Annotated in this window: 22 protein-coding genes; 13 read left to right on the plus strand and 9 right to left on the minus strand. The window is 66.6% G+C overall.

Annotation, left to right across the window (positions count from 1 at the left end):
• Positions 1–91: 91 nt before the first annotated feature.
• Both apbC and dcd read left to right on the plus strand, forming a co-directional pair.
• Positions 92–1,186 (plus strand): iron-sulfur cluster carrier protein ApbC, encoded by a 1,095-nt coding sequence (gene apbC / locus H681_RS07225; RefSeq protein WP_015476192.1) that lies wholly within the window; start codon positions 92–94, stop codon positions 1,184–1,186.
• 94 nt (positions 1,187–1,280) lie between these two features.
• Positions 1,281–1,847, plus strand: a complete 567-nt coding sequence (gene dcd, locus H681_RS07230) for a dCTP deaminase (protein WP_015476193.1) — start codon at positions 1,281–1,283, stop codon at positions 1,845–1,847.
• A 41-nt stretch (positions 1,848–1,888) separates the two neighbouring features.
• Here dcd and H681_RS07235 read toward each other — a convergent pair whose 3' ends face one another.
• The 4 genes from H681_RS07235 to H681_RS07250 form a co-directional block, all read right to left on the minus strand.
• The gene (locus H681_RS07235) at positions 1,889–2,455 is read right to left on the minus strand and encodes an AAA family ATPase (RefSeq protein WP_015476194.1); all 567 of its coding nucleotides are present in this window, start codon (positions 2,453–2,455) and stop codon (positions 1,889–1,891) included.
• Between the two features lie 196 nt (positions 2,456–2,651).
• Positions 2,652–5,192 carry a penicillin acylase family protein gene (locus tag H681_RS07240; protein WP_015476195.1) on the minus strand — a complete coding sequence of 847 codons (2,541 nt, stop codon included), beginning with the start codon at positions 5,190–5,192 and terminating at the stop codon, positions 2,652–2,654.
• A 170-nt stretch (positions 5,193–5,362) separates the two neighbouring features.
• Positions 5,363–5,572, minus strand: a complete 210-nt coding sequence (locus tag H681_RS07245) for an SEC-C metal-binding domain-containing protein (RefSeq protein WP_015476196.1) — start codon at positions 5,570–5,572, stop codon at positions 5,363–5,365.
• 8 nt (positions 5,573–5,580) lie between these two features.
• The gene (locus H681_RS07250; RefSeq protein WP_041711803.1) at positions 5,581–6,066 is read right to left on the minus strand and encodes an LEA type 2 family protein; all 486 of its coding nucleotides are present in this window, start codon (positions 6,064–6,066) and stop codon (positions 5,581–5,583) included.
• A 122-nt stretch (positions 6,067–6,188) separates the two neighbouring features.
• Here H681_RS07250 and H681_RS07255 point away from each other — a divergent pair, with 122 nt between their 5' ends.
• Positions 6,189–6,743, plus strand: coding sequence for a hypothetical protein (locus tag H681_RS07255; RefSeq protein ID WP_015476198.1), 555 nt, complete (start codon positions 6,189–6,191; stop codon positions 6,741–6,743).
• Here the strand turns inward: H681_RS07255 and H681_RS07260 are convergent, their stop codons facing one another.
• The 3 genes from H681_RS07260 to H681_RS07270 form a co-directional block, all read right to left on the minus strand.
• On the minus strand, positions 6,744–7,370 hold the full coding sequence (locus H681_RS07260) for a trimeric intracellular cation channel family protein (protein ID WP_015476199.1): 627 nt from the start codon (positions 7,368–7,370) through the stop codon (positions 6,744–6,746).
• A 108-nt stretch (positions 7,371–7,478) separates the two neighbouring features.
• Positions 7,479–7,952: a YchJ family protein gene (locus tag H681_RS07265; protein WP_015476200.1), complete on the minus strand. Its 474-nt coding sequence runs from the start codon at positions 7,950–7,952 to the stop codon at positions 7,479–7,481.
• Positions 7,953–7,954: 2 nt separating this feature from the next.
• Entirely contained in the window at positions 7,955–8,443 is a 489-nt protein-coding gene (locus tag H681_RS07270) for a DUF6231 family protein (protein WP_015476201.1), read from the minus strand.
• A 140-nt stretch (positions 8,444–8,583) separates the two neighbouring features.
• Between H681_RS07270 and H681_RS07275 the strand changes: the two genes are divergently transcribed.
• From H681_RS07275 to H681_RS07285, 3 genes are all read left to right on the plus strand, one after another.
• The gene (locus tag H681_RS07275; protein WP_041711805.1) at positions 8,584–9,216 is read left to right on the plus strand and encodes an OmpA family protein; all 633 of its coding nucleotides are present in this window, start codon (positions 8,584–8,586) and stop codon (positions 9,214–9,216) included.
• 122 nt (positions 9,217–9,338) lie between these two features.
• The gene (locus H681_RS07280) at positions 9,339–9,641 is read left to right on the plus strand and encodes a DUF1145 domain-containing protein (RefSeq protein WP_015476203.1); all 303 of its coding nucleotides are present in this window, start codon (positions 9,339–9,341) and stop codon (positions 9,639–9,641) included.
• On the plus strand, positions 9,634–10,398 hold the full coding sequence (locus H681_RS07285; protein WP_015476204.1) for a hypothetical protein: 765 nt from the start codon (positions 9,634–9,636) through the stop codon (positions 10,396–10,398). The genes H681_RS07280 and H681_RS07285 overlap by 8 nt, the downstream gene beginning before the upstream one ends.
• Before the next feature lie 37 nt (positions 10,399–10,435).
• Here the strand turns inward: H681_RS07285 and H681_RS07290 are convergent, their stop codons facing one another.
• On the minus strand, positions 10,436–10,900 hold the full coding sequence (locus H681_RS07290) for a CopD family protein (protein WP_015476205.1): 465 nt from the start codon (positions 10,898–10,900) through the stop codon (positions 10,436–10,438).
• A 122-nt stretch (positions 10,901–11,022) separates the two neighbouring features.
• Between H681_RS07290 and dinG the strand changes: the two genes are divergently transcribed.
• The 6 genes from dinG to H681_RS07320 all read left to right on the plus strand — a co-directional run bounded on the left by dinG (position 11,023) and on the right by H681_RS07320 (position 19,855).
• Positions 11,023–13,167: an ATP-dependent DNA helicase DinG gene (dinG, locus tag H681_RS07295; RefSeq protein ID WP_015476206.1), complete on the plus strand. Its 2,145-nt coding sequence runs from the start codon at positions 11,023–11,025 to the stop codon at positions 13,165–13,167.
• Positions 13,168–13,246: 79 nt separating this feature from the next.
• Complete coding sequence (locus tag H681_RS07300) at positions 13,247–15,523, plus strand: beta-galactosidase (RefSeq protein ID WP_015476207.1); 2,277 nt, start codon at positions 13,247–13,249, stop codon at positions 15,521–15,523.
• Positions 15,524–15,635: 112 nt separating this feature from the next.
• Complete coding sequence (locus tag H681_RS07305) at positions 15,636–16,781, plus strand: serine hydrolase domain-containing protein (protein ID WP_015476208.1); 1,146 nt, start codon at positions 15,636–15,638, stop codon at positions 16,779–16,781.
• Positions 16,782–17,010: 229 nt separating this feature from the next.
• Entirely contained in the window at positions 17,011–17,784 is a 774-nt protein-coding gene (locus H681_RS07310; protein ID WP_015476209.1) for an OmpA family protein, read from the plus strand.
• 108 nt (positions 17,785–17,892) lie between these two features.
• The gene (gene pdxH / locus H681_RS07315) at positions 17,893–18,540 is read left to right on the plus strand and encodes a pyridoxamine 5'-phosphate oxidase (protein ID WP_015476210.1); all 648 of its coding nucleotides are present in this window, start codon (positions 17,893–17,895) and stop codon (positions 18,538–18,540) included.
• Between the two features lie 175 nt (positions 18,541–18,715).
• Positions 18,716–19,855, plus strand: coding sequence for a glycerate kinase (locus H681_RS07320; protein WP_015476211.1), 1,140 nt, complete (start codon positions 18,716–18,718; stop codon positions 19,853–19,855).
• Here the strand turns inward: H681_RS07320 and H681_RS07325 are convergent.
• The gene (locus H681_RS07325) at positions 19,840–20,076 is read right to left on the minus strand and encodes a hypothetical protein (RefSeq protein WP_015476212.1); all 237 of its coding nucleotides are present in this window, start codon (positions 20,074–20,076) and stop codon (positions 19,840–19,842) included. The genes H681_RS07320 and H681_RS07325 overlap by 16 nt on opposite strands.
• Before the next feature lie 194 nt (positions 20,077–20,270).
• Here H681_RS07325 and H681_RS07330 point away from each other — a divergent pair, with 194 nt between their 5' ends.
• A complete protein-coding gene (locus tag H681_RS07330; RefSeq protein ID WP_015476213.1) occupies positions 20,271–20,735 on the plus strand; it encodes a glycine zipper 2TM domain-containing protein in 465 nt (154 codons plus the stop codon).
• The last annotated feature ends 242 nt before the right edge of the window (positions 20,736–20,977 follow it).

The raw sequence follows: 20,977 nt of genomic DNA on the forward strand, positions 1-20,977 counted from the left end.
ACCCGGCTTACTCCCGATGATCCCAAGCAAGGCTGCGGCGAGAGGCGTACTATGCCCGCCTATTCTGCTCAGTCTTTCATCGGGAGTACGCATGGGCGCCGCCAACCGAGCCACGGTAGAAAACCTTCTCCGCCAGATCACCGATCCCCACACCGGCCAGAACCTGCTGGACGCCGGCTACCTGCGCGAGCTGGACATCCAGGGCGGGCGCGTCGCGCTGACCCTGGAGCTGGGCTACGCAGCCGGCCTGTTCAAGAACGGCCTGGCGCAGACGGTGCAGATGGCCCTGGAAGCGCTGGACGGCGTCGACTCGGCCCAGGTCAAGGTGGAAACCCGGATCGCCGCGCACAAGGCTCAGGCCCAGGTGCTGGGCATGAGCAACGTGAAGAACATCATCGCCGTGGCCTCCGGCAAGGGCGGCGTGGGCAAGTCCACCACCGCCGCCAACCTCGCGCTGGCGCTGGCCCGCGAAGGTGCCAGGGTCGGCATCCTCGACGCCGACATCTATGGCCCGAGCCAGGGCATCATGTTCGGTATCCCCGAAGGCACCCGGCCGAAGATCCGCGAGCAGAAGTGGTTCATCCCCCTGGAAGCCCACGGCGTCGAAGTCATGTCGATGGCCTTCCTCACCGACGACAACACCCCGGTGGTGTGGCGCGGTCCGATGGTTTCCGGCGCGCTGCTGCAACTGATCACCCAGACCGCCTGGAACGACCTGGATTACCTGGTCATCGACATGCCGCCGGGCACCGGCGACATCCAGCTGACCCTGGCGCAGAAAGTGCCGGTGGCCGGCTCGGTGATCGTCACCACCCCGCAGGACCTGGCTCTGCTCGACGCCAGGAAGGGCGTGGAGATGTTCCGCAAGGTCAACATCCCGGTGCTGGGCGTGGTGGAGAACATGGCGGTGCACATCTGCTCCAACTGCGGCCATGCCGAACACCTGTTCGGCGAGGGTGGCGGCGAGAAGCTGGCGGCGCAGTATGGCGTGGAGCTGCTGGCGTCGCTGCCTCTGTCGATGGCCATCCGCATGCAGGCCGACGGCGGCAAACCCACCGTGATCGCCGACCCGGAAAGCCAGTTGGCGATGATCTACCAGGAAATGGCCCGCTGCGTCGGTGCGCGTATCGCCCTGAGCGAGAAGGCCGCGCCGGACATGCCGAGCATCTCCATCAGCGACGACTGAACCGTGACAATGCCGCCGGGCGCGCCCCTTTGCCGGGCGGCGCGCCTGCCGGTAAGATTCGCCTTCTTTTTTCAACAGCTACGGGACGCCCGCCATGAGCATCAAATCGGACAAGTGGATTCGCCGCATGGCTCTGGAGCACGGCATGATCGAGCCGTTCGTCGAGCGCCAGATTCGCGGTGCCGATGACAGCCGGGTGATCTCCTACGGTGTCTCCAGCTACGGCTACGATGTGCGCTGCGCCGCCGAGTTCAAGGTGTTCACCAACATCCATTCGGCTGTGGTCGACCCGAAGAACTTCGACGAGAAGAGTTTCGTCGACATCAACAGCGACGTTTGCGTCATCCCGCCGAACTCCTTCGCCCTGGCCCGTACCGTCGAGTACTTCCGCATTCCGCGCGACGTGCTGACCATCTGCCTGGGCAAGAGCACCTACGCGCGCTGCGGCATCATCGTCAACGTCACACCGCTGGAGCCGGAGTGGGAAGGCCACGTGACCCTGGAGTTCTCCAACACCACCAACCTGCCGGCGAAAATCTACGCCAACGAAGGCGTGGCACAGATGCTGTTCCTGCAGTCGGACGAAGCCTGCGAAGTCTCCTACCGCGATCGCGGCGGCAAGTACCAGGGGCAGACCGGCGTTACCCTGCCCAAGGCCTGATCGCGTTGCCGTTGTGAAGAACCGGGCCAAGGCCCGGTTTTTTATTGGGCATCTGCCGCTGCGACCTTCGGGGGGCACTCTGCCAAGACGAACTCCGCCCGCTCTTCCAGGCTGCCGCGGGGCAGCTCCAGCACGCGGTAGCCCAACTCTGCGTAAAGCTCGCTCATGATCGTGGCCGTTCGCTGCGCCTCGGCGAAGTCCTGCCGGCGTTCGGCGTCGTTGCGGTAGATGGCTTCCCACGCCGGTGCCAGGAACACGGTCGGTCCGTAGCGCAGTTCCCTTGCGGCGGTTTCCAGCTCCTCCGGAATCGGCAGGCCGCAGAGCCGCGCATACCCCAGCACATCCGGCAGGCCACGATCGAACAGCCACAATCCACCCGCATCGAGCGCTCGCTCGCGGGTCGTCAGCGCGTGCGCGAGCATCGCCTGGCAGAAGGCCTCCCGGTTCGCCCACGGCAGGGCATCGCCGCCGCTGGCCAACTGCTCGCGAATGATCGCCCGACCGCCTTCCTCGACGGTGTTCAGGCCGTGATGGTGGTGCAGGTGTTCGAGCAGCGTGCTTTTGCCGGCGCCGGGGCCGCCGGTGATGACGATGAGGGATTCGGACATGACGATGACTCCTGGTCGAAAGGATGCGTGGGAGTGTCAACCGGGAAGGTTCTTGCAGAAGGGGCGTACAGCGGGAGTGAGGCGGGAAAAAAGAAAGGCACCCAAGGGGTGCCCGAATATGATCATGGAGTAAGTCGACTGTTCTGATTCCGGGATGGGACACAAGTTCCCGACCCCGGAGAATTTTTTCAGTCGGTCACTTGCCCGGGACCAGCGTCAGGCGTTTCACGCCGTAGACCTTCTCCAGGTTCTGCGACTGGAAGGGGAAGCTCATGTAGTTGCCCTTCAGCCAGGCGTCGATGCCGTCGGCATAGTGCGGGCTGGCCGGGTTGCCGGACTGGCCGCTGCTGTTGAGGCCGATCATCGGCTCGCTCTGGCCGAAGTCGACGACGATGCGCATGGCCGGGATCAGCCAGGTATCGAAGTCCTGGCCCCAGTGATAGGCCGAGACGTTCAGCGTCGTGTGGTCGCCGCCGGCGGGGTAGGGGCCACGGTCCAGGTAGCCTTTGATGGCGTTGAGGCTGGCGCGCTGGCCGGCGCTCAGGTTGGGCGCCATCCTGGTGCTGTCGCTGAGCCATTCGTAGGTGTGCAGCTTGCCCCATTGCCAGGCGCGGCGGTCGCTGCCCAGCGTTTGCTCGCAGAAGGCGATGGCGGCGGCCAGGCTGCGGGCGAGGATCGCCGGCTTGTCTTCCTTTTGCGGGGTGCGGGCGTCGTCCCAGAACGGGCTGTCGTCGCGGCCCAGCAGGTGGTCGGCCTGGGCCGAGTAGGAGAGATTGGCGTTCTCCACGAAGGCTTTCCAGGCCGGGCTGTCTTCCGGCCCCAGTTCGTCGAGGAAGATCTGCTTGCTGCTTTCCTGCAGGAAGGCCTCGTACAGAGCGGCGTCGGAGGAGGTCGGCGAGAGCTTGCCGTCGAACGCCATGATCCGGTCCAGCGCTTCGCGGGCACGGGCGCGCTGGTCGGTGGGCAGGGCGTCGATGGCCTTCTTCAGCGGTTGCGCCATGCCCGGTGCGTCCAGCATCGATTGCAGCTTGCCGGCAAACGGCGTGGTCTGGTCGTACTGCATGGCGATCATGCTGCGGTAATCGTGGCTCTTGCTGGCGCCGGCCAGTTGCGCGATGCGCTCGTAGCGCTCCGGGTAGTACCAGGAGCTGGACAGCTGCGCGCCGTAGCCGGGCTGCACGGTGCGGTGGTTGGCGGTGCCCAGCCAGCCTTGTGCCGGGTCCTGGTCGGACGGGTGCAGGATCGGCTCGGCGTAGCCGTCCCAGTCGTAGCGGCCGTCCCAGCCGGGAGAGGGCAGCAGGCCGCGGCCTTCCTTGCGGTTGGGGAAGCGCCCGGTGACTTGCCAGCCAATGTGCTTCTCGTCGGCGAACAGGATGTTCAGCGCCATCGCACGCACGTCGCGGGTGGCATCGAAGGCCTGTTCGACGTTCTTCGCACGGGACAGGTCGAAGAAGGCGTCGAGGGTACGGTCGGACTCGCCCTGGATGCTCTGGTAGGCAATGCCGTAGCCGCTGGACAGCGGCAGCGGCTGCCACTCGTGCTTGCGCTCGCCCAGGGCGCTGTTGAGCAGCGGGCCGTGGCGGGTCTCGTAGATGATCTCACGGACCGGCCGCTGGCCCTTGATGAAGAACGTCTCGTTGCGTTCGATGGCCGGCTTCCACTGGCCGTTGGCGAGGTAGTAGAGCTTGCCGCCCTGGCGCTTCACCTGTTCGAGGAAGAGGTCCTGGTTGTCGCCCATGACCATCGTCATGCCCCAGGCCAGCTTGCCGTTGAAGCCGGCGACCACGCCCGGTACGCCGGCGATGGAGACGCCGGCGGCGCTGAACTTCGGCGAGCGGATCTGCACGTAGTTCCACACCGAGGGCATGGACAGCGGCAGGTGGGTGTCGTTGGCCAGGAGGCTCTTGCCGCTGCGCGTACGCTGCGGGGCGATGGCCCAGTTGTTGGAGGCGGCGACGCCCATCATCTGCAGGGCGGCGATCTGGCCGGCGGCGCGGTCGAGGGCGTCGAGGCCGGCAATCTTGCCGTCAAGGCGCAGGCCCTTGAGCTTTTCGGCCTCCTCGAGAGGCAGCGCTTCGTCCGGGTAGATCGGTGTCAGCCAGGGCAGCTTGTCGGCGCCGACTTTCTGAGCGAGCACCAGCGAGGCGATTTCCTCCTGCAGGTTCACCGCCAGGCCGAAGTTCAGCAGGCTGAAGACCAGCGCGGAATCCTCTGGCTTCCAGTACTCGGGGCGGTAGCCGGATTCGGCCAGGTCCATCGGCAGCTTGTCGCGGTAGCGGAACAGGTAGGCGTTGACGCCGCGCGCATAGGTCTCGAAGAAGCGCTTGATGCGCGGCGAGGCGCCGGCATAGAGGGCGTCCGCCGCCTTCTTCAGGTTCACTGTGCGCATGAAACGGTCGGTTTCCAGTGCGCCGGGGCCGACCATTTCCGACAGGCGCCCCTGGGCCATCAGGCGCAGGCCGACCATCTGGCTGATGCGGTCACTGGCGTGCACGTAGCCCAGGGTGAACAGCGCGTCGTGGAAGTTGCTGCTCTCGATCAACGGCATGCCCAGGCTGTTGCGGCGGATCGATACGTTGTCCGCGAGGCCCTTGATCGGCTGCACGCCGCTGGTGGGCGTCACGCTGCCGGCGTAACGGTCGTTCAGCCAGCTCTGGCAGCCGGCGAGGCTGACGGCGGCGCTGAGGGTGGCGGCAAGGCCGAAGCTGGGAAGCCGGCGGAAGGCTCGCGGGGCCATGAGGGTGTGCTCCTGCACAAAGGGTCGCGTGGAAAGGCGCTACGTTAGTGAGCCGAGGGAGGCTGTGCAAGCCACGCGCGGCGGGATTTTCAGCGGCTGGCCGAGCGTCGGGACGGACAGCAGAAGGCCCGCACTGGGCGGGCCTTCTGCGGGGTGCGTCAGGGCGTGGTTCAGGCGCCGTGGCACTTCTTGAACTTGTTGCCGCTGCCGCAGGGGCATGGATCGTTGCGGCCCACGTCCTTCAGCGGATTGCGTGCCGGCTCGTGGCTGTGGTTGCAGTGCGGGCCGTGCACGTGACCGTGGTCATGGTGGTCATGGTGGTGATCGTGATCATGGTCGTGGTTGCAGTTCGGACCGTGTACGTGGGGTTCCTGGCTCATGGTGAAGCTCACTCGGGGATGAAATCGCCGGGAATTATCTCGCCATTGCGAGCGATGTGCACGTCTTGGCCGAACAGCAGGCCGGTCTTCACTTCGCCGTCGAGACGGTAGCGGATCGGCTTGTCCGGATCTTCCAGCAGCTTGACGATGTACTTCATGTGCCGCCAGAGGTTGGTGGTTACCGGGACCTCGAAGGTTTCATGGCCGTTGGCGGGTACTGTGAACCAGTTGTTCGACTCGCCCTCGGCCAGGTCGATATCGTTCAGCTTGACCTTGTAGGCCAGGCCACGGACCGGAAGGCTGAAGTCGTTCGGATTGTCGATGCGGAAGTGCAGGGTAAATTCCTGTTCCAGCAGGCGCGCTTTGACGACGTCGACCTTCACCAGTTTCACTTCTGGTTGTATGAAGTTACCCGACATCCAGCTGCAACCCGACACAAGGCCGAGCAGCCAGAACAGGCTGAAAATTCTTATCATTTGCGCCTGATAATTCATGTCTATCCCCCAAGACGCCCCAGTGTACCAAGCACCTGCTCGGCTGCAAGTTGTTGTTACGTTAAAAGAAGCTGCACCATACTGGCCGAATGTAACCGGCGGGTTAACACAGGAGAGTGATGATGAGCCGCTATGAGATCGCCTTTTCGGGTCGGACCGTGCCGGGTGCCCAGCTCGACAGCGTGAAAGCCAACCTGGCCAAGCTGTTCCAGGCCGATGCTCAGCGCATCGAGTTGCTGTTCTCCGGCCGGCGCATGGTGATCAAGAACAACCTGGACGCGGTGTCGGCGGAGAAGTACCGCAGCGTGATCGAGCGCGCCGGCGCCATTGTCGAGGTGGTGGACATGGATGCGCCGGTCGAGGAGATCGAACTGGCGCCGCCGCCCGCCGCGGCTCTGGCGAGCGCGTCGGCACAGCCGCCCGCCGCCCAGGCGCAAGGGCGCTTGAAGGTGGCGCCGCGCGACGGGTACATGGCGGCGTTTGCTGCCGTCGATGCGCCGGACTTCGGCCTCGCACCGGTGGGCACCGACCTGCAGGACGGGAAACCCGAGGCCCAGGCGCCGCGCGTGGACCTCAGCCAGTTCAGCGTCGCCCCGGTCGGCAGCGACATGAGCCAGGCCAAGGCCGCCCCGGCGGCGCCCGCGCCGGACACCAGCCACCTGAAGCTGGCGGACTGATCAGTCGCCCTGCTGCGGATCGTCCTGGTAGACGAACTTGGGCATTTCCCAGCGGAAGCGGATCGCCAGCATGCGGAACAGGAAGCCGGCGAACAGGGTGATCAGCATGGCCTGCTCCTTGGGCAGGTCGATCTGCAGGCAGATCAGGTAGCACCAGGCACTGGCGAAGGACACGCTGGCATAGAGTTCGCGACGGAAGATCAGTGGCACGTCGTTGCAGAAGATGTCCCGCAGGATGCCGCCGAAGACCCCGGTGATCACGCCGCTGACCGCCGCGATCAGCAGGCTGTGGCCCATTTCCAGGCTGACCTGGCAGCCGATCAGGGTGAAGGCCACCAGGCCCACGGCGTCCAGCGCGAGGAACAGCGAGCGCAGGTGGCGCATCAGCGGGGCGATGAACACGGTGACCAGTGCCGCGCCGGCAGTCAGCGCCAGGTATTCCGGGTGGCGTACCCAGGTCAGCGGGTAATGGCCCAGCAGCATGTCGCGCACCGAGCCGCCACCCAGGGCGGTGACGCAGGCCACCAGCACCACGCCGAACAGGTCCATGCTGCGGCGTCCAGCGGAGAGTGCGCCGGTCATGGCTTCGGCGGTGATGGCGATGATATAGAGAACGGTCAGCAGCATGGCGAGGTCCGGCAGGGGTAGCCGGTGCGGCGAAACACCGCCGCCCCGGAAAAAAGCGCGGATTCTAGCCCAGACACCGAACGTCCCCAAGTGGGGGGAGTTCGCGATTCACTCGATCCACGGTCCGCAGCATTTCTTCAGCTTGCCACCGGCGCCGCAGGGACACGGATCGTTGCGCCCGAGCTTCATCGGCACGGTCGGGTCGAGGAAGTACCAGTGGCCTTCGCGCTGGACGAAACCCGAGCACTCGCGATGGCTGTGCTCGCCGTTGCCGTCGTGCCAGCGGGCGATGAAGGTGACCCGCGCATGTTCCGGCTGGCCGCCGAGCACTTCGTGGCTTTCCACCTCCAGTCCCAGCCAGGTGCTGCCCAGGCTCCAGGTGCGGATGGCCTCCAGGTCCAGGCTGGCCTGCTGGGCGGGTAGGGTGGTATCGCGCAGGTAGTCCACCAGGCCCAGGGCGTAGGCGCTGTAGCGCGAACGCATCAGGGCCTCGGCCGTGGGCGCGCGCTGGCCGGCATGGAAGCGGCCGCAGCATTCGGGTAAAGGACGGCCGCTTCCGCAGGGGCAGGTCGGTTCGGTCATGGTCACCACCAGTACTTCCCAAAGTTTTCCGGGTTGGCCCAGAACTTGGCGTTGAGCCAGTCCGGGACCTGCTTGTATTCGTGCAGATCGTAGGTGAACAGGGTGAGCACCTGCGCGTCGCGCTGGAAGCGTTCGCTGGCCTGCATGGCCAGCGCGTAGAAATCGGTGTCCTGGGCCTGCGCGGCGTCCAGGTCGACCAGCACGGCAACCTTGCTGCTGTTGAGGTTGCGGATACCGCCCACCAGTTGCTGGGCGTCGCGCCGAGGCAGGTGCTCCAGGCAGTCGGCGAGCAGCGCCAGGTCGTAGCGGTGCGCGGCGATGTCCGCCGGTAGCGCGCCGGCGGGGGCGTGGAACAGTTCGCAGTCCGGGTGCGCGGCGCAGAAGGCATCCACCGCCGGGATCTGGCTGGCGCCCACCAGCAGCAGGCGCTGCGGCGCATAGCGGTCGAGCAGGGCGGCGAGAGCTTGTTGCGGTGTGCGTGATGAAATCATGGGGCTCGTCGAAGGCGATGATGGATGGACGAAGACTAGCGTGTGACACCCCTGTGGCCTAGTGCTGGCGCATTCTGTCAGTGCCGTCTTTACTCGGTAAGTGTCGGTCAAGACCCGATCATTAGAGGAGAGATGAATTTATGAGCATCACAAGGACCGCTTTACCCCTGCTGCTGGTCAGCACGTTGCTCACCGGCTGCGCAGGGTTGCAGAAGTCCGATTGGCCGACGTGCGCCGTGGTTGGCGGTGTCGGCGGCGCTGGTCTGGGCGCTACGGAAAGCAGTGCCTGGGCGGGTTGGGGTGCCTTGATTGGCGGTGTGCTGGGGGCGTCCTATTGCTGGGTGCATGGTGCCGAGGAACAAGTGGCGGAGGTTCCGCCGCCCGCTCCGGCTCCTGAGCCCGCTCCGGCTCCATTGCCCAAGGAAGAGACCATCGTCGTGCGTGACCTGCACTTCGCCTTCGACTCGTCGAAGATCGACGCGCAGGACAAGGACAAGCTCGACACCATCGCCACCCGCCTGAAGGGCGAAGCGGCGACCACCGAGCTGAACATTGCCGGTCACACCGACAGCGTCGGCAGCGATGCCTACAACCAGAAACTGTCCGAGCGCCGTGCCCACGCCGTGACGAACTATCTGGTCGATGCGGGCGTTCCGGCGAGCAGCATCAAGTCGGTCGAAGGCTATGGCGAGAGCCAGCCGGTCGCCGACAACAAGACCAAGGAAGGCCGCGCCGAGAACCGCCGCGTGGAGATCAAGATCACGCGTCAATGATCCAGGCGTGATGGAGTGCTCAAAGGGGGCCATCTGGCCCCCTTTGTCATAGTGGCTTGCCACTGGCATCGCTTCCGGCAGCAGAGTATGTTCCCCGACAAAGAAAAAAACGGGGGTATCTCATGAAGGCGTTGTTGGGTTTGGGCAAGCTGATTGCCCTGCTGTTCTGGCTGGCGGTGCTGGCCAATCTGATCCAGCCTTTCGCACATCCCTTTGGTACGTTGCTCAATGCGGCCGGCGCGCTGATTCTGCTGATTCACGTCATCGAGGTCCTGGCGCTGCGCAAACGCCTGCGCGGTCGACCTCATCCGGGGATGGACCGTCTGCAGATACTGCTGTTCGGCGTCTTCCATTTCGCCACCTTGCCGCAGCCGGCGGCTGAGCGACCGGCATCCGCGAAGGTAGAAGGAGATACCCATGCGTAAGTCGTTGCTGGGCCTGGCGCTGTGCGCGCCGCTGGCGTGTTCGGCTGCCGGAAACGTCTCGGTCCAGGCCAATACCGTGCTGCGCCTGCCGGTGAAGGGCGATAGCCTGAGCCTGGATCGCATCAGCGTCGGCGAGGAAGGCGCGCTGCTCATTCCGTCGCGGGTGAAGGTGCTGAAGATCGGCGAGCTGGACCTGGCGAAGAACGCGCGCCTGGGCGTGTTCCCCGGTGGCGATACGCTGCAGATCGATGTTCAGCACGGCAATCTGGCCGACGGCAGCGTGATTGCCGCGCAGGGCGGCTCGGGCAGCTTCAGCAAGCCGGCCAGCGGCGGCCGCAACCTGGTCCTGCACCTGCAGGACGTGCAGGTGGAGAACCTGTTGATCGACGTGCGCGGCGGTGTCGGCGCACCGGGCTATGACGGCCTGGACGGTGGCAGCGCGCAGACCTCCGGTTGCCTGTGGGGCAGCGGGAGGCCCGCCGGCAATGGTCAGGATGGTGCCAATGGCAGCTCTGGCGCGGCCGGCGGCGTGGTGCGCCTGGAGGTGCCGGAACAGTTCGACGTCGAGCGGGTGAGGGTGCGTCTCGAGGGCGGCGCCGGTGGTGCCGGCGGCAAGGCGGGCAAGGCGGGGCCGCGCAGTGCCGAGCGCGGTTGCTGGTTCTATTCGGTGGCCGGCGAGCGTCCGGGCTCGGATGGCAAGGGCGGCACGGAAGGTCCTGCGGGCCGCGAAGGTCGCCTGGATGTGAAACGCTTCTGATGCCAGGCCCGCCCGGCAAGCGGGCGGGCGCAGCGATTTACCAGTGCGGGCGCGCGGCGACGAAAGCCACCAGCGCCATGCCGATCAGCAGGTTCAGGCCCACGGTCTTGCGGATCTTGCCCAGCGCGGCGCCGCCTGCGGGCCAGTCCTGCGCTTCCACCGCGTGGCGCAGCTCCGGCAGTTGCAGCGCCTGGAGGCGCAGGAACAGCGCGAGCATCGCCACGTAGAGGCCCATCATCACCTGCACATAACGCGGCGCGCCGGCCATGCCGTTGAAGCTCAGGTGCAGCATGCCCATGCCGGTCACCGGCAGCAGGATCACCGCCGCCCACACCCAGCGGAAGAAGCGCGGGAATACCTCCAGCCACAGCTTCAGCCGGGGCGGCGCCTCCAGCGCGGCGACGGCGGCCGGGCGCAGCACCATCCAGGCGAAGAACATGCCGCCGACCCAGACCAGGGCGGCCAGGACGTGCAGGGCATAGACGAAGGCAAAGGGTGTCATTCGGACGATCTCCGCTGGCGATTGAAGTCAAGCGCGCTATCATAGCCGCCGATTCGAACCACTGAAAATTTATCCAGCATCCGGATATGTCCGCCAGGGCGTGTCCGGGGCCCGGGAAGTCCATGCTCAGCACCGAACTCAAGGCCACGATCCAGGGCGCCTATTCGCGCTTCCTCGAGGCCAAGGAACTCAAGCCGCGCTACGGCCAGCGCCTGATGATCGCCGAAGTCGCCAAGGTCCTGGGGACCGTCGCCAGCGACGAGGAAGGCCATCGCCTGGGCGATGCCGCCGTGGTCGCCGTGGAAGCCGGCACCGGCACCGGCAAGACCGTCGCCTACAGCCTCGCCGCCATCGCCTGCGCCAAGGCTGCCGGCAAGCGCCTGGTCGTCGCCACCGCCACCGTCGCCCTGCAGGAGCAGATCGTCCACAAGGACCTGCCCGACCTGCTGCGCAATTCCGGCCTGTCGTTCAGCTTCGCCCTGGCCAAGGGGCGCGGGCGCTACATGTGCCTGTCCAAGCTCGACCATCTGCTGCAGGAAGGCCAGGCACAGAGCGCCACCGCCCAGCTGTTCGAGGAGGAAGGCTTCCGCATCGACGTGGACGAGACCTCCACCAAGCTGTTCAACCAGATGATCGAGCGCCTGGCGGGCAACCGCTGGGACGGCGACCGCGACTCCTGGCCCGAGGCCATCGAGGACGCGCAGTGGGCGCAGGTCACCACCGACCACAGCCAGTGCACCAATCGCCATTGCCCGAACTTCCAGCAGTGCGCCTTCTACAAGGCGCGCGAAGGCATGACCAAGGTCGACGTGATCGTCACCAACCATGACCTGGTGCTGGCCGACCTCGCCCTGGGCGGCGGCGCGATCCTGCCGGACCCGCGCGACACCCTCTACGTATTCGACGAAGGCCATCACCTGCCGGACAAGGCCATCGGCCACTTCGCCCACTTCACCCGCCTGCGCGCCACCGCCGACTGGCTGGGCCAGGTGGAGAAGAACCTGACCAAGCTGCTGGCGCAGAACCCGCTGCCGGGTGACCTCGGCCGCCTGATCGAGCAGGTGCCGGAGCTGGCCCGCGAGCTGCGCACGCACCAGCAGTTCATGTTCACCGCCTGCGAGGAGGTCGGCGACTTCCGCGCCGGCGAGGACATGGAAGGCCGCGAGCGGCCGCGCCATCGCTTCGAGGGCGGGGTGATCCCCGAGCACATCCGCGAAATGGGCATCGAGCTGAAGAAGGGCTTCTCCAAGCTCACCGACCTCTTCACCCGCCTCACCGAACTGCTCAAGGAAGCCATGGACGGGGAGGGCAGCGTCGGCATCGCCAGTTACCAGGCCGAGGAGTGGTACCCGCTGTTCGGCAGCCTGCTGTCCCGCGCCCAGGGCAACTGGGAACTGTGGACCGCCTTCACCTGCGAGGACCCGGAAGACAGCCCGCCGATGGCGCGCTGGCTGACCCTGGCCGAGAGCGGCACCTTCTACGACATCGAAGCCAACGCCAGCCCGATCCTCGCCGCCGAGACCCTGCGCCGCAACCTGTGGAACGTGGCCTACGGCGTGCTGGTGACCTCGGCGACGCTTACCGCGCTGGGCACCTTCGACCGCTATCGCATGCGCGCCGGCCTGCCGCGTGCCGCCGTCACCGCCGTGGTGCCGAGCCCGTTCCACCATGCCGACGCCGGTGTGCTGCGGGTGCCCGACCTCAAGGCCGACCCGCGCGATGCCGCCGCCCACACCGCGGCGATCATCCGCGAGCTGCCGGAGATCGTCGAAGGTTCGCGCGGTTCGCTGATCCTGTTCTCTTCGCGCAAGCAGATGCAGGAGGTCTTCGACGGCCTGGACCGCGACTGGCGCAAGCGCGTGCTGATCCAGGGCAACCTGTCCAAGCAGGAAACCCTGAACAAGCACCGCTCGCGGGTCGACGATGGCGAGCCGAGCGTGCTGTTCGGCCTGGCCAGCTTCTCCGAGGGTGTGGACCTGCCCGGTGCCTATTGCGAGCACGTGGTGATCGCCAAGATTCCCTTCGCCGTGCCGGACGACCCGGTGGAAGCGGCGCTGTCGGAATGGATCGAGGCGCGTGGCGGCAACCCGTTCATGGAGATCGCCGTGCCCGACGCCTCGCTGCGCCTGGTACAGGCCTGTGGGCGCCTGCTGCGCACCGAGCAGGACCGCGGCACCATCACGCTGCTGGACCGCCGCGTGGTGACCCAACGCTACGGCAAGGCCATTCTCAACGCGCTGCCTCCCTTCCGCCGCGAAATCGCTTGAGTGCGCGGGAGCGCCATCGCGCGCTTGCTGTCAAACGAACGCCCGCCACTCGGCGGGCGTGCTGCAAGGACTCGAACACATGACATCGATGCGTTGGCATCTGCCGCTGCTGCTCAGCCTGGCCATTGCCAGTGCCCCGGCCTGGTCGGCCGGCGGCAATGAAACCCTGTTCAACTTCGTCAAACCGATGGCCGTGGTCACCGTCACCACGCAGAACGCCGACCTGCCCAGCACCACCGCCGAGGCTACGCCCGAAGGCGAGATCCTGCGGCGGGTGAGCTTCAGCCCCGCACCCCGGCCGACCCTGAGCCTGGCGCCGGCCAACGGCAGCTGGGACTGGTCCCAGGCCGACAGCATGAGCCTGCGCATCCAGAACGGCATGGACTGGGCCATCACCCTGGAAGTGGCGATCGAAGGTGTCGCCGGCGCGCCGGGGCTGCATGCCAGCATCGCGTTGCCGCCCGGTCCGGCGCAGACCCTGCTGATTCCGTTGCGGGGCACCGCGCCGGAAGATTTCGGCATGCGCGCCGGCGTGCCCATGCCCGTTACCCAGGATGGCCAGCGCCTGCTGCTGGCCAGCAAGGTGAGCGGCGAGCTGAACCGCAGCCAGGTCGGCGCGGTGAAGCTCTACCTGAATGCGCCCAAGGCGGCGCAGGACATCCTCCTGGGCCGCTTCGGCACCTATGCCGACGGCGACCAGTGGCGCAAGGCCTATACCGGTATCGTCGATGGCTTCGGCCAGGCCAGCCGTGGCGACTGGCCGGAAAAGGTGAAGAGCGCCGAGCAGCTTGCCAATGCCTGGAATGCCGAAGGCGAACAACTGAAAAAATGGCAGCCGGCGACGGGGCGCGATGCCTTTGGCGGCCTGCTGGATGGCCCGGCCTTCGAAGGCACCGGTTTCTTCCGCACCGAGAAGCGCAATGGCCGCTGGTGGCTGGTCACGCCCGAAGGGCATTCGTTCTGGTCCCTGGGCGTCAACGCGGTGAACGCCGACAGCAGCCAGACCTACGTCGAAGGCCGTGAATACATGTTCGCCAGCCTGCCCAAGGAAGGCGATCCGCTGGCGGCCTTCTACGGCCAGAGCGACGACCGCAGCGGCGTCGGCGCCCAGCAAGGACGGGCCTTCGGCAATGGCCGCTGGTATGACTTCTACGCCGCCAACCGCTTCCGTACCGATGGCGGGCTGACCGGCGATGCCGCGGCGACCGCCTGGCGCGAACGCACCCTGCAGCGTCTCGGCGCCTGGGGCTTCAACACCCTGGGCGACTGGAGCGATCCGGCGTTCGCCGAGGCGCCGCGCCTGCCCTACAGCGTGCCGCTGTCCATCAGCGGCGACTATTCCACCGTCAGCACCGGCTACGACTGGTGGGGCGCCATGCCCGACCCGTTCGACCCGCGCTTTGCGATGGCCGCCGAACGCGCCATCGCCATCGCCGCTCGCGACCATCGCGAGGACGCCTGGCTGCTCGGCTACTACGCCGACAACGAGCTGGCCTGGGCCGGACGCGGCGACGATGCGCAGTCGCACTATGCGCTGGCCTTCGGGGCGCTGAAACTGTCCACCGACAGCCCGGCCAAGCGCGCCTTCATCAAACAGTTGAAGGACAAGTACACGGATCACGAGGCGCTGGCCGAGGCCTGGGGCGTGCCCATCGCCGCCTGGGAGGACCTCGACGCGCCCGGCTACCAGGCGCCGCAGCCGAGCGACGCACATCCGGCCGTCGCCCAGGACTACAGCGCCTTCCTGCGCCTGTATGCCGACCAGTACTTCAAGACCCTCAAGGACGCGCTGAAGTGGCATGCGCCCAACCACCTGTTGCTCGGTCCGCGTTTTGCCGTCAGCACGCCGGAGGCGCTGGCGTCCTGCGCGCAGTACTGCGACCTGCTCAGCTTCAACCTCTACGTGCCGCTGCCGCACCAGGGCTATGACGCCAACTACGTGAACAGCCTGGACAAGCCGGTGCTGATCACCGAGTTCCACTTCGGCTCCCGTGACCGCGGGCCGTTCTGGGGCGGGGTGGCCGAGGTGTACAACGAGCAGCAGCGCGGCGAAGCCTACCGGCGCTTCCTCGCCGAGGCGGTGAAGGCCCCGAACGTCGTCGGCGCGCACTGGTTCCAGTACCTTGACCAGCCGGTGACCGGTCGCCTGCTCGATGGCGAGAACGGCCACATCGGCCTGGTCGGCATCACCGACCTGCCGTTCACCGGCTTCGTCGACGCCGTGCGCAAGGCCAACCAGCAGGCGCTCAAGGCCATCGACGAGCAGGCTCGCGCGGCGGCGAAGGCCGCGCCGGAACCCAAACCGGTACCGGCGGACGCCGGCGACGCCGACGAGGAACAGGCCGACAGCCAATGAGGCGTCATTCGTAAGGCCGATACCCGCCTTTAGCGGGGTTCACAGGGGTGGAGTGCGCTGGAACAATGGTGCCTCCGCCCCTTCGTTCATGCCCCACCCACTGGAGATTCCGATGACCCTGCACGGCCATTGCGACCACCGCTTCACCCCTGTTGCCGACGCCTTCAGCGCCCTGTTCGAAGACCCGCAGGAACGCGGTGCGGCGCTGTGCATCCAGGTTGGCGGCGAGACGCTGGTCGACCTCTGGGCCGGCAGCGCGGGCAAGGAGCCTGGCCAGGACTGGCAGGCCGATACGCTGCTCAACCTGTTCTCCTGCACCAAGACCTTCGCGGCCGTCGCCGCCCTGCAACTGGTGGGGGAGGGCAGGCTTGAGCTCGATGCCCCGGTGGCACGCTACTGGCCGGAATTCGCCCAGGCCGGCAAGCAGGCCATCACCGTGCGCCAACTGCTCTGCCATCGCGCCGGCCTGCCGGCGGTCCGCGAGCCGCTGGCGCCGGAGGCCCTTTATGACTGGTCGAGCATGACCGCTGCGCTGGCCGCCGAGACGCCCTGGTGGACGCCGGGCGTCGAGCACGGTTACGCGCCGATCACCTACGGTTGGCTGATCGGCGAAGTGATCCGCCGTGTCGATGGCCGTGAGCCGGGTGCCGCCATCATCGCGCGCACCGCTGAGCCGCTGGGGCTGGATTTCCATATCGGCTTGGACGACGCCGAGTTTCACCGCGTGGCGCATATCGCCCGTGGCAAGGGCAACCTGGGCGATGCCGCCGCCCAGCGCCTGCTCAAGACCATGATGACCGAGCCTGCGGCGCTCTCCACCCGCGCCTTCACCAATCCGCCGTCGGTACTCACCAGCACCAACAAGCCGGAATGGCGGCGCATGTCGCAGCCGGCGGCCAACGGCCACGGCAACGCGCGCTCGCTGGCCGGTTTCTACAGCGGCCTGCTGCAGGGCAGGCTGCTGGACGACGCGCTGCTGGCCGAACTCACCCGCGAACATGCCGTTGGCGAGGATCGAACCTTGTTGACCTGTACGCGCTTCGGCCTGGGCTGCATGCTTGACCAACCAAGCGTGGCCAACGCCACCTATGGCCTCGGCCCACGGGTCTTCGGCCACCCAGGCGCTGGCGGTTCCATCGGTTTCGCCGACCCCGAGCGCGGGCTCGCCTTCGGCTTCGTCACCAACACCCTTGGCCCCTACGTGCTGATGGACCCCCGCGCCCAGCGCCTGGCGCGCATCGCCGGCGAGTGCCTGTAGCGACGGACGGGAGGAACCTTCTTCCCACCGCGCCTTCGAAAGGCCGTCCTCGACTGTGACGGCCTTCGCATAGCCATTGGCATGCACCGCTCGTCAGTTGGGACTTAAAATCTCGTTCCAACTGAGTAAGTTATGCTCAATTCTTAAGCTGATTGCTGAAGTCAGGGCGCCACTGCCTGCCAGTGGCGCTCCAGTCTCCCTTCATGTTCCGACTTATGGAATCGCTCTCATGAATGCGCTGAAGATCTCCATGCTCGCCCTCTGCATCGGCCTGTCCGCCTGCAGTCAGTTCCAGGCCAAGGACAAGGAGAGCACCGCCGCTGCCCCGGCTGCCGGCAGCAGCCACGGATGGTGGCCCTTCGGCAAGGACGTCGAGACGACCGCTGCGGCCCCGGCAGTGGAGAAAAAGCCCGTCGAGGCACCCAGGATTGCCTCGGCCGCCGACAAACAGCCTGGCGACCGCTGGTGGTGGCCGTTCGGTGCCGGCGATAGCCAGGTCGCCGGGGAGAAGAGCGCGAAACCGCAGACCCTGCAAGTAAGCAAGGAATGGCTGGACCAGCGCGAGCAGAGCCTGCGTGCGGCGGTGGCCGGCAGCAAGTTCACCGTCGAGCGTCGCGAGAATGCACTGGTGCTGATCGCGCCGGTGGACAGCTCCTTCAATCCCAAGCGTCCCGAGCTCCTGCTGCCGATCACCCTCGGCCCGCTGGGCAATGTCGCGAAGATGCTGCAGAACGACCCGGAAAGCGGCGTGCTGGTGCTGGGCCACAGCGACAGCTCGGGCGACAAGGCGCTCAATGACAAGGTCAGCCTGCAGCGTGCCCAGGCGGTGTCGTCGATCTTCCGCCTGAGCGGCCTGGGCGCCGACCGGCTGCGCCTGAAGGGCGTCGGTTCGAGCCTGCCGCGCGCCGACAATGGCAGCGTCGAGGGCCGCGCGCAGAATCGCCGCGTCGAAGTGCTGCTGACCCAACGCACCAGCCTGCTGGCGCTGGCGCAGAAAAACTGATCCCGGCTCACGGAAGCGGCATTCCGAGTGGAATGTCGCTTGTCGTGGATCAAGCGCGAAGGCGCAACTCTGGATAAGCTTGGGGCCTTCGTTCCGAGGAGACTTCCGATGGCTCAGACCCTGGCCGATATGCGCCGCGAATATACCCGTGACGGACTGAATGAGTCCCAGGCTCCCGTCGAGCCTTTCAGTCTGTTCCACCAGTGGTTCGAGGAGGCCGTGAAGACCGAGCAACTGCCGGTCGAACCCAACGCGATGATGCTTGCCACCGTGGACGCCCAGGGGCAGCCGCATTGCCGGGTGCTTCTGCTCAAGGGCCTGGATGAGCGCGGCTTCACCTTCTTCAGCAACTACGAAAGCGCCAAGGGCCAGCAACTGGGTGAAAACCCGCGTGCGGCCATGACCTTCTTCTGGCCGGCGCTGGAGCGCCAGGTGCGCATCGAGGGGCAGGTCGAGAAGGTCTCCGGCGAAGAATCCGCCGCCTATTACCGGGTACGCCCGCTGGGCAGTCGACTGGGGGCCTGGGCATCGCCGCAGAGCCGGGTGATCGACGGACGCGGCGAGCTGGAGCAACTGCTCGCGGAAACCGAAAAGCGCTTCGCCGATACGGCGCCGACCTGCCCGGATTTCTGGGGCGGGTACCGCCTGCTGCCGAGTCGCATCGAGTTCTGGCAGGGGCGTCCGAGCCGCCTGCATGATCGTCTCAATTTCCGCGTCGAGAACGGCGCCTGGGTGCGCGAGCGTCTCGCCCCCTGACTGACCCGTGCATCACCGTCACGACGATGCGCTTTTCGTAGGAGCGAGCTTGCTCGCGAACCAGCCACCGCTACGGGGTTGTTCGCGAGCAAGTTCGCTCCTGCAGGTCTGGTCCATGTTCGTCTTTCATGCGGTGTAGGATGCCTTCATCCCTCCGCACGACGGACCTGCCTCCATGAAAGTCGTCATCGCCCCGGATTCCTTCAAGGAAAGCCTTTGCGCACCCGACGTCGCCCGGGCCATCGCCCGTGGCTGGCTGCGTGCGCGCCCAACCGATGAGGTGCTGCTGCGGCCGATGGCGGACGGCGGGGAGGGCACGGTGGATGCGCTGCTGGCCGCCAAGCCGGGCGAGCGGCGCGAGTGCCGGGTCTGCGGTCCGCTCGGGCAGCCGGTGACGGCACACTGGGGATGGCTCGAGGACGGCACCGCAGTGATCGAAATGGCGGCCGCCAGTGGCTTGCACTGGGTGCCGGAGCGCAAGCGCGACGCGACCCGCACCACCAGCCGGGGTACCGGTGAGCTGCTGCACGAGGCGCTGGAGGCCGGCGCGCGCAAGATCATTCTCGGGCTGGGCGGCAGCGCCACCAACGATGCCGGGCTGGGCTTGCTGCAAGCGCTGGGCGCTCGCTTCCTGGATGCCCAGGGTGCCAAGCTGGGGGACGGCGGCGCGGCGCTCGGTACGCTGATGGCGATCGACCTGTCCGGCCTCGATCCGCGCCTGCGGCAGGTGGAGATCGAAGTCGCCGCCGATGTGAACAATCCCCTGTGCGGAGCGCACGGCGCCTCGGCGGTGTTCGGGCCGCAGAAGGGCGCAAGCCCGGCCCAGGTGGAACAACTGGATGCAGCGCTGCGGCATTTCGCCGAGGTTGCCGCGCGAACGCTGGGCGAGGATCACAGCCTGTTTCCCGGCGTCGGGGCGGCGGGAGGCCTGGGCTTCGCCAGCCGGGCTTTCCTCAAGGCGCGCTTCCGTCCGGGTATCGAGCTGGTCGCCGAGTTGTCGGGGCTGGAGCAGGCGCTGCAAGGCGCCGGGCTGGTGATCACCGGCGAAGGCCGCCTGGATGGCCAGAGCCTGCACGGCAAGACGCCGGTCGGCGTGGCGCGCCTGGCGCGTCGTGCCGGGGTACCGGTGATCGCATTGGCCGGCAGTCTGGGCGAAGGATTGGATGAACTGCGGGAGGAGGGGATCGAGGCCGCGTTCAGCCTGGTGCCGGGGCCTATCAGCCTGGCCCAGGCCTGTGCCCGGGCGGCGGGAGAGCTGGAACGGCGCGCCGAAGCCTTGGCGCGGTTCTGGACGCTGGCTCAGGCGGCGCGGTAATCGTCGGCGGCCTGCTGCAACCATTGGGGCAGGTCGCGGCGTTTGACGCGCTGGCGCTTGGCTTCTTCCAGGCGCTGCAGCAGGTAGCCGCGCTTGGCCGGATCATCGCCCGCCAGCGACAGCGCGAGGTCGCGATCCATCCAGCGGCGGATGCGCCAGTAGATCCACCAGTGGAAGTACAGGCCGGCGGCGGTGGTGACGACGATGATGAAGTAATCCATGAGCGCTCCTCGTACGGGCGCCTACCCTAGCCGATCCATCGATCCACATAAAGCTGAGCTGGGGCAGGCATTTTCACGGTTATTGGCTCAGACTGTACGAAAGCTGAACCGTACGAGTTTGTTGCAAGGCCTGGCGTGACAGCAGGGCTGTCGTCGGAGTCTAATATTCGTCGCCCTATCCGGAGGTTTCATACATGCGTAAATCCGCCCTGTTCGCTGTGACGTTCGCTGCTCTGGCTCTCACCCTTGGCGGTTGCCAGTCCAGCCTGACTGGCGACACCTATACCCGTGAAGAGGCACGTACCGTGCAGAACGTTCGCATGGGTACCATCCAGGCCCTGCGCCCCGTGAAGATCGAAGGCACCAAGACCCCGATTGGCTCCGTTGCCGGCGCCGCGGTCGGCGGTATCGGCGGTAGCGCCATCGGTGGCGGCAAGGGCAGCTATGTCACCGCCATCATCGGCGCCGTGGCTGGCGGCCTGCTCGGTGCGGCCACCGAGGAAGGCCTGACCCGCACCCAGGGTGTGGAAATCACCGTTCGCGAAGACGACGGCAGCACCCGCGCCTACGTCCAGCAGGTCGACGAAGGTGCCGTGTTCCGTGTCGGCGAGCGCGTGCGCATCCTGACCGTCAACGGCACCAGCCGCGTCTCCCACTAAGCTCCATGCGGCTACCCTGAGGTAGCCGGACTTCAGCGCGCGACAGTCTTCCGGCTGTCGCGCGCTATCGTTTCCGGGAGCCTGTTTCCTGCGCGCGCCGCAACGGGCGTGGGCAGTCTGGATTTTAGTAATAGTTCAATCCATGACACGTAATCGATAGATATGGATAATCGTTGCCTTCGCACGCCGGCCGCAGGGCGCGGGGTCGTTTGTATGGGGCCGCCCGGCGGCGATAGGAGTGG

Origin of the sequence: Pseudomonas sp. ATCC 13867 (assembly GCF_000349845.1) — a bacterium.
Classification (GTDB): domain Bacteria; phylum Pseudomonadota; class Gammaproteobacteria; order Pseudomonadales; family Pseudomonadaceae; genus Pseudomonas.

Coding starts and splice junctions, on each gene's coding strand:
- H681_RS07235 (WP_015476194.1), bottom strand. CDS start 2,455: ATGTCCGAATCCCTCATCGTCATCACCGGCGGCCCCGGCGCCGGCAAA.
- dcd (WP_015476193.1), top strand. CDS start 1,281: ATGAGCATCAAATCGGACAAGTGGATTCGCCGCATGGCTCTGGAGCAC.
- H681_RS07300 (WP_015476207.1), top strand. CDS start 13,247: ATGACATCGATGCGTTGGCATCTGCCGCTGCTGCTCAGCCTGGCCATT.
- H681_RS07250 (WP_041711803.1), bottom strand. CDS start 6,066: ATGAATTATCAGGCGCAAATGATAAGAATTTTCAGCCTGTTCTGGCTG.
- H681_RS07275 (WP_041711805.1), top strand. CDS start 8,584: ATGAGCATCACAAGGACCGCTTTACCCCTGCTGCTGGTCAGCACGTTG.
- H681_RS07305 (WP_015476208.1), top strand. CDS start 15,636: ATGACCCTGCACGGCCATTGCGACCACCGCTTCACCCCTGTTGCCGAC.
- apbC (WP_015476192.1), top strand. CDS start 92: ATGGGCGCCGCCAACCGAGCCACGGTAGAAAACCTTCTCCGCCAGATC.
- pdxH (WP_015476210.1), top strand. CDS start 17,893: ATGGCTCAGACCCTGGCCGATATGCGCCGCGAATATACCCGTGACGGA.
- H681_RS07325 (WP_015476212.1), bottom strand. CDS start 20,076: ATGGATTACTTCATCATCGTCGTCACCACCGCCGCCGGCCTGTACTTC.
- H681_RS07260 (WP_015476199.1), bottom strand. CDS start 7,370: ATGCTGCTGACCGTTCTCTATATCATCGCCATCACCGCCGAAGCCATG.
- H681_RS07310 (WP_015476209.1), top strand. CDS start 17,011: ATGAATGCGCTGAAGATCTCCATGCTCGCCCTCTGCATCGGCCTGTCC.
- H681_RS07330 (WP_015476213.1), top strand. CDS start 20,271: ATGCGTAAATCCGCCCTGTTCGCTGTGACGTTCGCTGCTCTGGCTCTC.
- H681_RS07240 (WP_015476195.1), bottom strand. CDS start 5,192: ATGGCCCCGCGAGCCTTCCGCCGGCTTCCCAGCTTCGGCCTTGCCGCC.
- H681_RS07245 (WP_015476196.1), bottom strand. CDS start 5,572: ATGAGCCAGGAACCCCACGTACACGGTCCGAACTGCAACCACGACCAT.
- H681_RS07280 (WP_015476203.1), top strand. CDS start 9,339: ATGAAGGCGTTGTTGGGTTTGGGCAAGCTGATTGCCCTGCTGTTCTGG.
- H681_RS07290 (WP_015476205.1), bottom strand. CDS start 10,900: ATGACACCCTTTGCCTTCGTCTATGCCCTGCACGTCCTGGCCGCCCTG.
- dinG (WP_015476206.1), top strand. CDS start 11,023: ATGCTCAGCACCGAACTCAAGGCCACGATCCAGGGCGCCTATTCGCGC.
- H681_RS07285 (WP_015476204.1), top strand. CDS start 9,634: ATGCGTAAGTCGTTGCTGGGCCTGGCGCTGTGCGCGCCGCTGGCGTGT.
- H681_RS07255 (WP_015476198.1), top strand. CDS start 6,189: ATGAGCCGCTATGAGATCGCCTTTTCGGGTCGGACCGTGCCGGGTGCC.
- H681_RS07270 (WP_015476201.1), bottom strand. CDS start 8,443: ATGATTTCATCACGCACACCGCAACAAGCTCTCGCCGCCCTGCTCGAC.
- H681_RS07265 (WP_015476200.1), bottom strand. CDS start 7,952: ATGACCGAACCGACCTGCCCCTGCGGAAGCGGCCGTCCTTTACCCGAA.
- H681_RS07320 (WP_015476211.1), top strand. CDS start 18,716: ATGAAAGTCGTCATCGCCCCGGATTCCTTCAAGGAAAGCCTTTGCGCA.